The sequence below is a fragment of the Streptomyces sp. 4F14 genome (genome assembly GCF_048159485.1).
Taxonomy (GTDB): Bacteria; Actinomycetota; Actinomycetes; order Streptomycetales; family Streptomycetaceae; genus Streptomyces.
This window is the reverse complement of the sequence record NZ_JBLRVY010000042.1, coordinates 33,663-47,267: the sequence shown is the minus strand read 5'-3', so window position 1 is coordinate 47,267 and position 13,605 is coordinate 33,663. Positions and strand designations below refer to the sequence as shown.

The window sequence follows — 13,605 nt, the reverse complement described above, 5'->3', positions numbered from 1 at the left end:
TCTAGGGGAAGCGAAAGGGCCGTACGGGCAGTTGTCCGTACGGCCCTCTTGGCATGTGTCACACCTTCAGGTACTTGCGCAACGCGAAGAACGCGGCAAGGGCGGGCATCAGCAGGCTCGCCGCGAGGATCAGCGGAAGCTTCGTCAGCAGGGCGTCCCAGCCGATGAAGTTGATGAGGCTCAGCTTCTGCGACAGGGCCATGCCGTGGTCGATCGTGAAGTACCGCCCGAGCGTCAGCCCCACGCACGCGAGCACCCCGCCGATGAACCCGGCGACGGCCGCCTCCGCGATGAACGGCGCCTGGATGTAGAACCCGGAGGCGCCGACCAGCCGCATGATCCCCGTCTCACGCCGACGGCTGAACGCCGAGACGCGCACCGTGTTGACGATCAACATCAACGCCACGACGAGCATCAACGCCATCACGCCGAGAGCCGCGCGGTTCAACAGGTTGAGCAGTTCGAAGAGGTTGTCAAGAATCCCCTTCTGGTCCTGTACGGACTGGACTCCGTCACGTCCGTTGAAGGCCGTCGCGATGACCTGGTACTTCTCCGGGTCCTTCAGCTTGATCCGGTACGACTCCTGCATCTGGTCCGGCGTGAGGGACGCGGCCAGCGGCGAGTCGCCGAACTGCTCCTTGTAGTGCTTGTACGCCTCGTCCTGCGATTCGTACGTCACCGTCTGGACGACCGACATCTTCTCCAGGTCGGTCTTGATCTGCTGCTTCTGGTCCGCGGTCACCGCGCCCTTGGCGCAGTTCGGGTCCGACTCGGCGTCGCTCTTGTTGCAGAGGAAGATCGAGACGTTGACCTTGTCGTACCAGTAGCCCTTCATCGTGCTGACCTGGTCGCTCATCAGCAGCGAGCCGCCGAAGAGACCCAGCGAGAGGGCCACGGAGACGATGACCGCGAAGGTCATCGTCAGGTTGCGGCGGAGACCGACACCGATCTCCGAGAGGACGAACTGGGCGCGCATCGCGCTTCAAGCCTTTCCGTGGGACCGGGGGGCGGTCAGTGCTGGTAGCCGTAGACGCCGCGGGCCTGGTCGCGGACGAGGCGGCCCTTCTCCAGCTCGATGACGCGCTTGCGCATCTGGTCGACGATGTTCTGGTCGTGCGTCGCCATGATGACCGTCGTACCCGTCCGGTTGATGCGGTCGAGCAGCTTCATGATGCCGACGGAGGTCTGCGGGTCGAGGTTGCCGGTCGGCTCGTCCGCGATCAGCAGCTTGGGGCGGTTGACGAACGCGCGCGCGATGGCGACGCGCTGCTGCTCACCGCCGGACAGCTCGCCGGGGCGGCGGTCCTCCTTGCCGCCGAGGCCGACCAGGTCGAGGACCTGGGGCACGGACTTGCGGATCTCGCCCTTCGACTTGCCGATGACCTCCTGCGCGAAGGCGACGTTCTCGGCGACCGTCTTGTTCGGCAGCAGCCGGAAGTCCTGGAAGACCGTCCCGAGCTGGCGGCGCATCTGCGGCACCTTCCAGTTGGACAGCCGGGCGAGGTCCTTGCCGAGGACGTGCACCTGACCGTGGCTGCACCGCTCCTCGCGCAGGATCAGCCGCAGGAAGGTCGACTTCCCGGAGCCCGAGGAGCCCACGAGGAAGACGAACTCGCCCTTCTCCAGCTCCAGGGACACATCCCGGAGAGCGGCGTGGGTCTGCTTGGGGTAGACCTTGGAGACGTTGTCGAATCGGATCATGGGTGCACCACAGGTCGCTGGGGGTAGATGTGCGTGACCATACGCGAACCGGGTGAGGCGGCGCAGGCGGCCGTCACTGTTGGGTGTGGCTTGTGCGTATTTGCGCGCGGGCGGGGAAGGGGCGTCCGCCCTCGTCCGGGGCGATCCGGCGCGGGTCCCGGGGGAACCTGGCACAGTAGGAGGGCGGGAACGTATCCGTTTCCCGGAGCGTTGTACGGAGCAGAACCGGTGCGAAGGAGGGCGAGCGGATGACGTACGACCGGCTGGTGTGCGCTAACTGCGCGGCGCCCGTGAGCGAGGGCAGGTGCCCGGTGTGCCGGGCGAACCGCGAGCGGCTCCAGCAGGAGAACTGGCTGGGCGCGCTGAGCCCGGCGGCCCTGATCGCCGCGCTCGTCGTCCTCGTCGCGGCGGTGGCCCTGCTGGCCCACCAGACCGCCTAGGCCGTGTCGTCACGTTCCCGTCGTCCGCCCGGAGGGCGGGCCGGGCGGCGTCATGGGGGCACCTCCCTGTTCGAGCGGAGCCGAGAACTTGGGGGAGCGTGCAGCTGCAAGGCGGAGGAGGGCGTCGACGCGGTGGGGGCACCCCCCTGCTCGAAGAGCTTGGGGGACGTCGGCAACCGACGACAACGCCGCTGGGGGTCCCTCCCTGCTCGAAGAGCTTGGGGGAGCGCGTGGCAGAAGCCGCCCGGCAGGCGGGAATGTGACGACACGGCCTAGCGGGCCCGAAGGACATGCGAGAGGCCCGGAGCGACGGCTCCGGGCCTCTCGTCTTCAGCTACGCCCGCTGAGCGCGTACGGCCGCCGGTCAGGCGGCCGCGGCGCCACGGCCCTCGACGAGGCGGGGCAGTACGCGGAAGCCGATACCGCCGACGATCATCGTCGCGGCGCCGATCACCAGGAAGGTGGTCTGGCCGGCACCGGTCTCGGCGAGCTCCTCGTTGCCGCCCTGCGCGGCGGCGGAGCCGGTCGTGCCGCTCGTGCCGGTGGTGGCCGAGGTGTCGGTCAGCGCGGAGCTGCCCTTCTCCTGGGTGGAGGGGCCGGAGGTGCCGCCGGTGGACTCGGGGCCGACGCTGGAGCCGCCGTCGGTGGAACCGCCGGTGCTGCTCGAACCGCCGGTGCTGGTGGAGCCACCGGTCGAGGACGAGCCCCCCGTGGAGGAGGAACCGCCGGTCGTCGTGGAACCGCCGGTGGAGGAGGAACCGCCCGTGGAGGACGAGCCACCGGTCGTCGTGGTGGAGCCACCGGTCGAGGACGAGCCCCCCGTGGAGCTGCTGCCGCCCGTCGTCGTGGTGGTGGAGCCGCCAGTCGTCGTCGTGGAGCCACCCGTCGTGGTGGTCCCGCCGTCCGTGGTCGTACCACCGTCGGTCGTCGTACCACCGTCCGTGGTGGTCCCGCCGTCGGTCGTCGTCCCGCCGTCCGTGGTCGTACCACCGTCGGTCGTCGTACCACCGTCGGTGGTGGTCCCGCCGTCGGTGGTGGAGCCACCATCCGTGGTTCCGCCGTCGGACGTCCCGCCGGCCGTCGTCGGGTCCGTGCAGATCACGATCGTGCAGTCGTCGCCCGGCGGCGGCGGGTCGGCCGGGTCCGCGGAGGCGATGCCGGCCACCGTCAGGGACGCACCGGCGGCCATGATGGAGCCGGCGGCTATACGCGCTATACGGACGCGCGTCTTCTTGGTCATATGGCTGCTACCCCCAGTAGCTGTTCGTCAGGGAGGGACAGCGTCGTCGAGGCGGTGATCGACGGAGGACGGCTGAGGTGTTCCACGTCCCCCGGTTCACATGCGCCTCGCGGACAACGCGTGCCGGATTGCACCCTCCCGATTTTTCACAGCACCGTCAAGGCCGTTGCGCGCGCAATGTCCGCCTGCGCACGCTATGCCAGGTGTTGGAATCTGTGAGTGTGACGTAAAACCCAGACACCAGGGCATACAAAAGGCAACCGCCCCATTCCCAGGGGCGATTGCCTTGTCGACAAACCTACAGCTCTACTTCTCCTGCTGCTTGCGCCAGCGAATCCCGGCCTCCAGGAACCCGTCGATCTCGCCGTTGAACACGGCCTCGGGGTTGCCGACCTCGAACTCGGTGCGCAGGTCCTTGACCATCTGGTACGGGTGCAGGACGTACGAACGCATCTGGTTGCCCCAGGAGTTGCCGCCGTCCCCCTTGAGCGCGTCCATCTTGGCCTGCTCCTCCTGCCGGCGCCGCTCAAGGAGCTTCGCCTGGAGGACGTTCATCGCGGTCGCCTTGTTCTGGATCTGCGAGCGCTCGTTCTGGCAGGAGACGACGATGCCGGTGGGCAGGTGGGTCAGCCGCACCGCGGAGTCGGTCGTGTTGACGCCCTGCCCGCCGGGCCCGGAGGACCGGTAGACGTCGACCCGCAGCTCGGACTCGTCGATCTCGACGTGGTCGGTCTGCTCGACGACGGGCAGCACCTCCACGCCCGCGAACGACGTCTGCCGCCGCCCCTGGTTGTCGAAGGGCGAGATGCGTACGAGCCGGTGCGTGCCCTGCTCGACGGAGAGCTGTCCGTACGCGTACGGCACGTGCACGGCGAACGTCGTCGACTTGATGCCGGCCTCTTCGGCGTACGACGTCTCGATCAGCTCGGTCTTGTAGCCCTTCTGCTCCGCCCACCGCAGGTACATCCGCTGGAGCTTCTCCGCGAAGTCGGCGGCGTCCACGCCACCGGCCTCCGCGCGGATGTTGACGAGCGCCTCGCGGGAGTCGTACTCGCCGCTGAGCAACGTACGGACCTCCATCTCGTCCAGCGCCTTGCGCACCGACGCGAGTTCGGACTCGGCCTCCGCGCGGGTGTCCGGGTCGTCCTCCTCGTCGGCCATCTCGAAGAGGACGGCGAGGTCGTCGATCCGACCGCGCAGGGTGTCCGCCTTCCTGACCTCGGCCTGGAGGTGGGACAGCTTGCTGGTGATCTTCTGCGCCTCGTCCGGGTTGTCCCACAGGGACGGCGCCGCCGCCTGCTCCTCGAGCACGGCGATGTCTGCCCTCAGTTTGTCGAGGTCCAGGACGGCCTCGATCGACTCCATGGTCGAGGAGAGGGACTTCAGCTCTTCGGATACATCGACGACTGCCACACCCCCAGCCTAACGGCAACGACCGACAGTGCCGCCGCTGCCGCCGTACGGAGGGGGTCAGGGGGTGGAGGGCGAGGAGTTCCCGGTCTCCTGCGCGGGCGCTCCGTCGTCCGACGTCGCGAACCAGGCGCCCACGCCCAGGGCCGCGGCGAGGGCGGCTCCGGCGACGCTGATGATCACCCTGCGCCTGCGCGTGGAGGCACGGTTGCGGGCGGAGCCCGGCCGGGGTGCGCCGGAGGCCCGCGGCACGCGCGCGGTGCCGTGCGCGCCCCCCGCCAGCTCGTCGGCGGCCGGCACCCTCATCGAGGTGTGCGTGTCCCGGTTGGAGTCCGGCTTGGCACCCGGCACGAGAGGCACCGCGCCGCGCCGTACGGCCCCCTGGGGGGCGGCGTCGGGTTCGGGTTCGTCGGCGATCTCGACGGCCTCCGCCTCGGGCTCGTCGACGTCCAACGGCGGCATACCCGAGAGGGACGGCAGCAGCTCGCGCAGGCGCGCGGCGAGTTCGGACGCGCGCAGGCGCGAGGCGGGTGCCTTGGCGAGGCACTGGACGAGGAGCTGCCACAGCTCGTCGGGGATGCCCGGCAGGGGTGCGACGGACTCGGTGACGTGCCGCCGCAGGACCGCGCCGGGGTGGCCGCCGCCGAAGGGGGTGAAGCCGGCGAGCAGCTCGTAGAGGACGGTCGCGAGGGCGTAGATGTCGACCGACGCGCGCGGGGGGAGCCCTTCGACTATCTCGGGGGCCAGGTAGTCGGGTGTTCCGATGATCTTCGTGGCCTTGGTCCGCTTCGGCGTGTCGATCAGCTTCGCGACGCCGAAGTCCGTCAGGAGCGCCTGGTGGGACCCGCCGGGCCCGAGGGGCCCCTGCATGTCCAGGAGGACGTTCTCGGGCTTCACGTCGCGGTGTACGACCCCTGCGGCGTGCGCGGCGGCGAGTCCCTCGGCGATGTCCGCGACGATCGCGACGGCGGCCTCGGGCGCGAGCCGCCGGTCGCGGTCCAGGCGCGTGCGCAGGTCCGTGCCCCGGACGAGGTCCATGACGAGCGCGAGGTCGTTGCCGTCGACCACCAGGTCCCGGACGGAGACGACGTTCGGGTGGGAGAGCCCGAGCAGCGCCGTGCGCTCCTGGACGAACCGCCCGACCAGTTCCTCGTCCGACGAGAGGTCCTCGCGCAGCAGCTTGATCGCGACGGGCCCTTCGGGACCCTCGCCGAGCCACACCGTGCCGGCGCTGCCCCGCCCCAGGATCTGGTGGGCGGTGTACCGGCTGCCGATCTTCCGTGCCAAGACTGCTCCTACCGACGCGTGTTGCGGCTAAACGTACGCGTCCGGAGAGCCGACCTTCACAGCGGAGGCGGAAATCACCCGCCGGATGTCGACAAATCCCCAACCTCGCCGCTCAGTTGCCCGAGCCGCCGCCCAGGTCCTCGAACCATCCGGTGACCGTCGAGAACCAGTCGGTGAGCTGGTCCCAGTAGCCCTTGCCGTCCCCGATCCAGTCCTGGAGGGGCGAGAACTCCCAGATCAGCCAGCTCGCGACGAACAGGATGAGGATCGTGAACAGGCAGCCCTTGAGGCAGCCGAGCCCGGGGACGCGCATCGGGTTGGCGCTGCGCCGGCGCGGCTCGCGGGGTTCGCGTTCGCGCGGCTCCGGCGCGGGCCGCTGGGGCTGACGGCGCTCCGGCGCGGGCGCGGGGGCGTACCGCTGCTGCTGGGGCGGCTGTTGCTGCTGGTAGCCGTATGCCTGGACAGGGGGGCCGGGCGGGCCGCTCTGCTGGCGCCCCTGGGGCCGGTGTCCCTGCGGAGGTCCCTGAGGCGGCCCTTGCGGGGGCTGCTGGTACGGCTGCTGCTGCGGGCGGTTGACCTGCCGCTGGGGGCGGCGGCGCAACGGGTCCTCGCCGGGGTCCAGGTACTGGACCTGCGTCTGTTCGTTGCGGTCGCGCGCGGCGCGCAGCTGGTTCTGCCAGGGGTGCGGCTCCTGCGGTCCGGGGCCCTGCTGGCCCGGGGGGACCGGCGGGAGGACGGCCGTCGGGTCGGCGGCGCCGGTCTGCGGGAGGACGGCGGTGGGGTCGGTGGCGCCCGCGTGCGAGGGCGTGCCCGCGTGCGGGAGGACGCTGGTGGCCGCGTTCGGGTCGTACGCGCCCGCGGGTGCGCTGTGCGGCAGCACCTGGGTCGGGTCGGCGGAGCCGTCGGCGCCGGGGACGGCCGCGGGTGCCGGGTCGGGCGTGAGGATGTGGCCGACGCCCTCGGCGGCGGCGATCTGCATCGAGTTCGCGTGCACGCCGACGCCCTCGGCGACGATCCGGAGCGCACGCGCGAGGGACTGCGCCCCGGGGCGTTCGGCGGGGTTCTTGCGCAGGCAGCGTTCGATGACCGTCCACAGGGGTTCCGGGACGGTGGAGGGGCGGCGCGGTTCGGCGCTCAGGTGCTGGTGCAGGACTTCGAGGGCGGAGCCCCCGGCGAACGGCGGGCGGCCGGTGACCAGCTCGTACATCAGGATGCCGGCGCCGTAGATGTCCACGGCGGAGGTCTGCGGGCGGCCCTCGGCGGACTCGGGCGCGACGTACGCGGGCGTGCCGACGAACTCGCTGGTGCGGGTCAGGCCCGGCGAGTCGGCGAGGCGGGCGATGCCGAAGTCGGTCAGCAGGGGGTGCATCTGGCCGCCCTGCTGGCGCAGCAGGACGTTGGCGGGCTTCAGGTCGCGGTGGACGACGCCGTCCGCGTGGCTCGCCGCGAGGGCGTCGGCCACCTGGGCGGTCAGCAGGGCGGCGGCGACGGGGCTGAAGGGGCCGTTCTCTCGCAGGTAGCGGTGCAGGTCGGGGCCCTCGACGAGGTCCATGACCAGGGCCAGGAGGTCGCCCTCGACGACCAGGTCGCGGACCCGGACGATGTTCGGGTGGGTCAGGCGCAGCAGCACCGAGCGCTCGCGCAGGAACCGCATCACGACGTCCGGGTCGCTCGCCAGCTCCTCCTTGAGGACCTTGATGGCGACGGTCTCACCGGGCTGTCCGGCCACGGCGGCCTCGGCGCCCGCGGCCTCACGCTGGCGGGCCCGCCAGACGGTGCCCGTGGCGCCGCGTCCGAGCGGCTCCTCAAGCAAGTACTTGCTGCCGACTGGCCGCACGTCACGCGCTCCCTGGTGATTGCCGATGTGCCTGCATATGTTCCGACCACTGTAGTGCTGAGGTCCGAGGACGGGGCTGTCGTCCGGCTATGGGTACGGGCGCCCTCCCGCGCGCGTTCGAGGCGCTGTCAACATCCTGACGCCGAATGACCGGGTAAGACCGGGAAGTCCTCGGGCTTCACCGGAAAGACGCGTTCCGCGGTCCGATGGTTGCCGGGCCCGAAACGTGACGGATCTCAAGTGATCATCGACGGAACATCCGTCCGGCACTTTTGCGGGCAGAGCCGACCAATCAAGATCACTTGGCGGTCGGGGGCGGGCACGTTGTCAGTGACAGGTGCGAGGATGCCCCCAGTACTGGCCGACGTGCTCGCGCGGGGTGGGGGAAGCCCGCGCCGGGGGCAGAAGGGACCGCTGACGGCGATGCAGATCCGGCTGACCGTCGTAGACCCGCAGGCCCCGGCCCCCGAGGCCCGGGGCCGGACCGCGAGCCGCGACGTGCTGGTGACGGCACCGGCGGGCACGGCCCTGGCCGCGGTCGCCTCCGCGCTGGCGTCGGCCGTGACCGGCGAGGCCCCCGGAAGCGGGGCGGTCGTCCTGTACGCGGGCGAGCAGCGGTTGGACGCGACGCGTACGACGCTCGGCGAACCGCCCCTCACCGACGGCGCGGTCCTCTCGCTGGCCGTCCCGGCGGCCCCCGAGGCGCACCCGGAGATCGACGACGCGCCCGCGCGCCTGCACGTGGTCGCGGGGCCCGACGCGGGCGGGGTGCACCTCCTGCACGGCGGGCAGATCCGCGTGGGCCGCTCCACCGAGGCGGACGTCCCCCTGGACGACCCGGACGTCTCCCGCGTGCACTGCGCGGTCACCCTGAGCGCCGACGGCCGCGTCACGGTCACCGACCTCGGCTCCACGAACGGCACGACCCTCGACGGCGTGCGCGTCGCCGACCGCGCCGTCCACTTCCCCCCGGGCGCGCTCCTGCGCATCGGCGAGTCCGCCCTGCGCCTGGCCCCGCCCGGGGACGCGTCGTCCCGGGTGCCGACGACCCCGGACGGCGAGGGCCATGTCCGGGTCGCCCACGCGCGCGTGGAGGGCGAGCGCGGGACGGGGCACGCGTACGGGGGTGTCGATCCGGCGTGGGGTTCCTCGCGCGCGGGCGCCGGGCGGCTGGTGCCGGGGCAGGGGGGTGCGCCGCGGATCGAGAGCCACGGCGGGGACGAGCGGGACGGCGGGCGCCGGGCCGGGATGGAAACCCAGGACGCGGTGGCCGAGGGGCGTGGCGCCGGCGAGGCCGGGAGCGACGGCCGGGCCCGGTTCGACGGGACGCTCCCCGCAGGCGCCCGCCCCGTCACCAGACGCCCTGCCGGATCCCCTGAGTCTTCCGGCCCGTCCGGCTCGTCCGCCCCTTACGCCCCCGCCTCCGGCGAGACGCACGGCGGCCGTTCGGGCTTCGGGTCCCCTGCCGACGACCAGACCGAAGCGTCGCGCACACGCGCGGGCGACGGTGTGCACGGTGCGCGGGACGAGGCCGCTCAGGGCGGCGGCCGCAGGCGTGGTGGGCTCTCCGCGTGGGCGCGGCGGCTGACCGGCAACCGGAACGCGCAGGAGGCACAGGAGGGGGCCGAGGCCGAGGACCGTACGTCCGCGCGGGTGCCGTCCGTCGTCGCCCCGGCCGGCCCCGAGATCTGGCCCGACCCGGCCACCCTGCTGCTGACCGCGCTGGGTCCCGGTCCGCGGCTGTGGGAGCGCGCCCCGGGGCACTCCGAGTTCCTGACGGTCCGCCTCGCGACCGCCGACCGCACGACGGCCGACGGCTCCGTCCTGCCCGCCGTACCGGTCACCGCCGGGCTGCGTGAGGCGGGGGCGCTGGGCCTCGCCGGTCCCCGGCCCCGGCTGGCGGGGCTGGCGCGCGCGGTCCTCGCGCAGGTCGCCGCGCTGCACTCGCCGGACACCCTGGAGATCGTCCTCCTGACGACCGACCGCGCCCGCCCGCCGGCCGACCGCGCCGCCGAGTGGTCCTGGCTGGGCTGGCTGCCGCACGTCCGCCCGGCCCACTCCCAGGACTGCCGCCTCCTCCTGGCCCACGACCACGACCAGGCGACGGCCCGCGTGGCGGAGCTGCTGCACCGGCTGGACGAACGCGACGCCTCACGCGCGGGCGGGCGGCCCGGCGAGCACCCGCGCGCGGGGGACGGCATGACCGGCGACGCCGGTGTGTCGCTCCCCGCCCAGTCCCGTGGCTCCCACCCCGCCGACGCCTCCGGGGCGGACTCCCGGTCCCGTCGCCCCTCCTGGGCGCGGGAGGACAGCGCGCCCGTGTTCCCGGGCCCGTACACGGTGGTCGTCGTGGACGGCGATCCCGGCACGCCCGCGCTGCGCGAGGCGCTGGTGCGGCTGGTGCGGCGCGGGCCCGAGGTCGGGGTGCACGTGCTGGTGCTGTCGGAGACGGACCCGGGCTCGCTGACGCTGCCCGTGGCGGGGGCGTACGAGGCCGCGTGCGCGGTCGTGCCGCTGCTGCGGGAGTGCGGGGCCGTCGGGCTGCTCGGCGGGGACGTGGCGACGGTGCTGCGGCTCGTACGTGTCGCGCCGGGCGGCGGGCCGGTGGGGCAGGGCACCGTGGGCGCGGTGGACGCCGTGTCCGCCGCGTGGGCCGAGCGGTTCGCGCGGGCGCTGGCCCCGCTGCGGCCGGACACCGCCGTGGCCGACCAGCACGCGCGCGTGGCGGTGCCGTTGCCGCAGTCCGCGCGCCTCCTGGACGAACTGGGCCTGGCGCGCGCGACGCCGGCCTCGCTGATGGCCCGTTGGGCGGACGCGGCGGACGACGCCGACGCCGTCGGCGGGCGCGCGCTGGCCGTCCTCGGCGCGGGCGCGCGCGGGCCGGTCGCCGCCGACCTCGTCGCCGACGGCCCGCACCTGCTGATCGAGGGGCCGGACGGCAGCGGCCGTACGGAGCTGCTGCGGGCGATCGTGGCGTCGCTGGCGGCGGCCGAGCGCCCGGACCGGCTGAGCGTGGTCCTGATGGACGGGCGCGACAGCCTGGGCCGCTCCGGCGAGGGCCTGCGCGTGTGCACGGACCTGCCGCATGTCACGACCCACCTGACCGCGAACGACCCGGTGGTCATGCGGGAGTTCGCGCAGGCCCTGACGGCCGAGCTGAAGCGCCGGGCGGAGCTTCTGGGCCGCACGGACTTCACGGACTGGCACACCCACCGCACGCTGTCGGGCCGTCTGGTGAACCAGCGCGCGGCATCCCTCCCTGCGCCCGCGCGCCAGACCGCCGCCGCACCCGGCACGACAGCGGCCCAGCACGCCGCGCCCAGCCACCCGTCATCCGGCCACTCCGCATCCGGCCCCGCCGTCCCCGCGCAGAGCGCCCCGGCGCACACCGGCACGGTCCAGGCCACGGCGGGCCCGGGCACCCCCGCACCCCGGGGCACCCTCACCACCCCGCCCCGGGGCACCGCCACGGACCCCGCCCCCCACTCCCCCGGCGCCACCGACCTCGAAACCCCGCCCAGCACCACCCTGCGCCTGCGCCCGAACGCCGCGAAGGCCCGGCGCGAGGCGGACCCCGCGCCCCCGCTGCCCCGCCTGATCGTCGTCGTCGACGACCTGGACGCGCTGTTCTCCCCCGCGCTCGGCTCTCCCGGCCGCCCGTCGGCGGGGTCGGTCACGCGCGCGCTGGAGGCCGTCGCGCGGGAGGGCGCGCGGCTCGGCGTGCACCTGGTGGCGGCGGCCGGCCCGGGCGGTCGTACGGCGGAGTCGGAGCCCGCGCGCCGGGCGACGCTCAGGGTGGCTCTGGAGGCGCCCGGGACGGCCGCTGACGAGCCGTCGGCGGGCAGGGGGCGGCTCGGCACGCCGGACGGCCGTACGGCGCCGTTCCAGGGCGGCAGGGTCACCGGGCGTATCCCGCGCACGGCGACGCTGCGGCCGACCGTGACGCCCCTGGAGTGGCAGCGCATGGGCGATCCGCCGGCCCGCCGCCCGGTGCGTGAGCTGGGCAACGGGCCGACGGACCTGGCGCTGCTGGCGAGCGCGCTGGAGCGGGCGGCGAAGGAGGTGTCGGCGGCGGAGGTGCCTTCGCTGCTGACGAGCTGAGACCTGACAGATCTTCAACTCCGGCCCCCGGGAGCGCCTCGCGTCATCACGACGCCGTCACAATCACCCGCTTGACACCGTATGCGCTCTTGCCGACCCCATCCACCCGGCGTAGACCCGTAGGACCGAAGTCAGCAAGCCGACAAGTCAGCACACCCACGGGACAACGCTCGACGTTCGACAGCGAACGAAGAACGGGGCAGTGATGCGCAGCAGAACCGTGAAGACAGCCGCCGCGACCTTTCTCGCGGGAGCCCTGACGCTCTCGCTCGCCTCCTGCGGCGGCAGCGACGACGAACCGAGCGGAGACAGCAGCAGCAAGGGGACGGAGACGACGGGAAGCGGTCTCACCCTGCCGAAGCTGGACGGCACCACGCTGGAGGTCGCGGCCGTCTGGTCCGGCGGCGAACAGGCCAACTTCAAGAAGGTGCTGGCGGAGTTCGAGAAGCGGACCGGGGCGAAGGTGACGTTCGTCCCGGCGCAGGACCCGATCATCAACTTCCTCGGCTCGAAGATCGCGGGCGGCAAGCCGCCGGACATCGCGCTGCTGCCGCAGCCGGGCGCGATCAAGCAGGCCGTCGACAAGGGCTGGGCCAAACCCGTCACGGGCCTCGCGCTCCAGGAGGTCCAGAAGAACTACGCGCAGGGCTGGCAGGACATCGGGAAGGTCGACGGGAAGCAGTACGGGGTCTACTACAAGGCCGCCAACAAATCGCTGGTCTGGTACAACGCGAAGGTCTTCGAGAACGCGGGCGCGACCGAGCCGAAGACGTGGCCCGAACTCCTCGCCACCGCCCAGACGGTGTACGACTCGGGAGTTACGCCGTTCTCGGTACCGGGCGCGGACGGCTGGCCGCTCACCGACTGGTTCGAGAACGTCTACCTCTCGCAGGCGGGTCCCGAGAAGTACGACCAGCTCGCCAAGCACGAGATCAAGTGGACCGACCCCTCCGTCGCCGAGGCGCTGAAGACGCTGGCCCAGATCTGGGGCAAGCAGGACTACCTGGCGGGCGGCGCGAGCGGCTCGCTCCAGCTCCAGTTCCCCAACTCGGTGACGCAGACGTTCACCGGCGGCGACCAGCCGAAGTCGGCGATGGTCTACGAGGGCGACTTCGTTCAGGTCAACATCGGCCAGACGAAGGCGAAGATCGGTACGGACGCGAAGGTGTTCCCGTTCCCGAAGGTCGGCGCGACCGTGCCGGTCGTCTCGGGCGGTGACGCGGCGGTGATCTTCAAGGACTCGCCGGGCGCGCAGGCGCTGGCGGCGTTCCTCGCCTCGCCGGACGCGGCGACCGTCCACGCGGGCCTCGGGGGCTACCTCTCGCCGAACAAGAACGTCGCGTTCTCGGCGTACCCGAACGACGTGCAGCGCACGATCGCCGAGTCGCTGATCAAGGCCGGGGACGACTTCCGCTTCGACATGTCCGACCAGGCGCCGCAGGCGTTCGGCGGGACGCCGGGCAAGGGCGAGTGGAAGGACCTCCAGGACTTCCTGATGAAACCCTCCGACGTGGCCGGGGCGCAGGCGAAGCTGGAAGCCAACGCCGCCGCCGCGTACGGGAACTGACGCGGTGTCGGCGCAGACCGCA

General features: G+C 72.7%; 9 protein-coding genes. 3 read left to right on the top strand and 6 right to left on the bottom strand.

Translation table 11 applies throughout. The features are described 5' to 3' along the window. Positions 1 to 58 precede the first annotated feature (58 nt). Entirely contained in the window at positions 59 to 976 is a 918-nt protein-coding gene (gene ftsX, locus ACLZOT_RS45280; protein ID WP_409117981.1) for a permease-like cell division protein FtsX, read from the bottom strand. Between the two features lie 35 nt (positions 977 to 1,011). Continuing rightward, positions 1,012 to 1,701, bottom strand: coding sequence for a cell division ATP-binding protein FtsE (ftsE, locus tag ACLZOT_RS45275; RefSeq protein WP_416975111.1), 690 nt, complete (start codon positions 1,699 to 1,701; stop codon positions 1,012 to 1,014). A 248-nt stretch (positions 1,702 to 1,949) separates the two neighbouring features. On the opposite strand from ftsE, the gene ACLZOT_RS45270 reads away from it, so the two are divergent. Next, positions 1,950 to 2,141 carry a hypothetical protein gene (locus ACLZOT_RS45270; protein ID WP_416975110.1) on the top strand — a complete coding sequence of 64 codons (192 nt, stop codon included), beginning with the start codon at positions 1,950 to 1,952 and terminating at the stop codon, positions 2,139 to 2,141. A 364-nt stretch (positions 2,142 to 2,505) separates the two neighbouring features. Here ACLZOT_RS45270 and ACLZOT_RS45265 read toward each other — a convergent pair whose 3' ends face one another. The 4 genes from ACLZOT_RS45265 to ACLZOT_RS45250 form a co-directional block, all read right to left on the bottom strand. After that, positions 2,506 to 3,381: a hypothetical protein gene (locus ACLZOT_RS45265; RefSeq protein WP_416975109.1), complete on the bottom strand. Its 876-nt coding sequence runs from the start codon at positions 3,379 to 3,381 to the stop codon at positions 2,506 to 2,508. A gap of 306 nt (positions 3,382 to 3,687) precedes the next feature. Continuing rightward, positions 3,688 to 4,794 carry a peptide chain release factor 2 gene (gene prfB / locus ACLZOT_RS45260; RefSeq protein WP_416975108.1) on the bottom strand — a complete coding sequence of 369 codons (1,107 nt, stop codon included), beginning with the start codon at positions 4,792 to 4,794 and terminating at the stop codon, positions 3,688 to 3,690. A gap of 57 nt (positions 4,795 to 4,851) precedes the next feature. After that, positions 4,852 to 6,078 (bottom strand): serine/threonine-protein kinase, encoded by a 1,227-nt coding sequence (locus ACLZOT_RS45255; RefSeq protein ID WP_416975107.1) that lies wholly within the window; start codon positions 6,076 to 6,078, stop codon positions 4,852 to 4,854. A gap of 112 nt (positions 6,079 to 6,190) precedes the next feature. Beyond that, positions 6,191 to 7,915 carry a serine/threonine-protein kinase gene (locus ACLZOT_RS45250; protein ID WP_416975106.1) on the bottom strand — a complete coding sequence of 575 codons (1,725 nt, stop codon included), beginning with the start codon at positions 7,913 to 7,915 and terminating at the stop codon, positions 6,191 to 6,193. 423 nt (positions 7,916 to 8,338) lie between these two features. Between ACLZOT_RS45250 and ACLZOT_RS45245 the strand changes: the two genes are divergently transcribed. Both ACLZOT_RS45245 and ACLZOT_RS45240 read left to right on the top strand, forming a co-directional pair. Further along, entirely contained in the window at positions 8,339 to 12,016 is a 3,678-nt protein-coding gene (locus ACLZOT_RS45245) for an FHA domain-containing protein (protein WP_416975136.1), read from the top strand. A 205-nt stretch (positions 12,017 to 12,221) separates the two neighbouring features. After that, a complete protein-coding gene (locus ACLZOT_RS45240) occupies positions 12,222 to 13,583 on the top strand; it encodes an ABC transporter substrate-binding protein (protein WP_416975105.1) in 1,362 nt (453 codons plus the stop codon). Positions 13,584 to 13,605: the final 22 nt, after the last annotated feature.

Excerpts from the sequence above, each read along its gene's own strand:
- ACLZOT_RS45265 (WP_416975109.1), bottom strand. The coding sequence starts at position 3,381 with ATGACCAAGAAGACGCGCGTCCGTATAGCGCGTATAGCCGCCGGCTCC.
- ACLZOT_RS45245 (WP_416975136.1), top strand. The coding sequence starts at position 8,339 with ATGCAGATCCGGCTGACCGTCGTAGACCCGCAGGCCCCGGCCCCCGAG.
- ftsE (WP_416975111.1), bottom strand. The coding sequence starts at position 1,701 with ATGATCCGATTCGACAACGTCTCCAAGGTCTACCCCAAGCAGACCCAC.
- ACLZOT_RS45270 (WP_416975110.1), top strand. The coding sequence starts at position 1,950 with ATGACGTACGACCGGCTGGTGTGCGCTAACTGCGCGGCGCCCGTGAGC.
- ACLZOT_RS45240 (WP_416975105.1), top strand. The coding sequence starts at position 12,222 with ATGCGCAGCAGAACCGTGAAGACAGCCGCCGCGACCTTTCTCGCGGGA.
- ftsX (WP_409117981.1), bottom strand. The coding sequence starts at position 976 with ATGCGCGCCCAGTTCGTCCTCTCGGAGATCGGTGTCGGTCTCCGCCGC.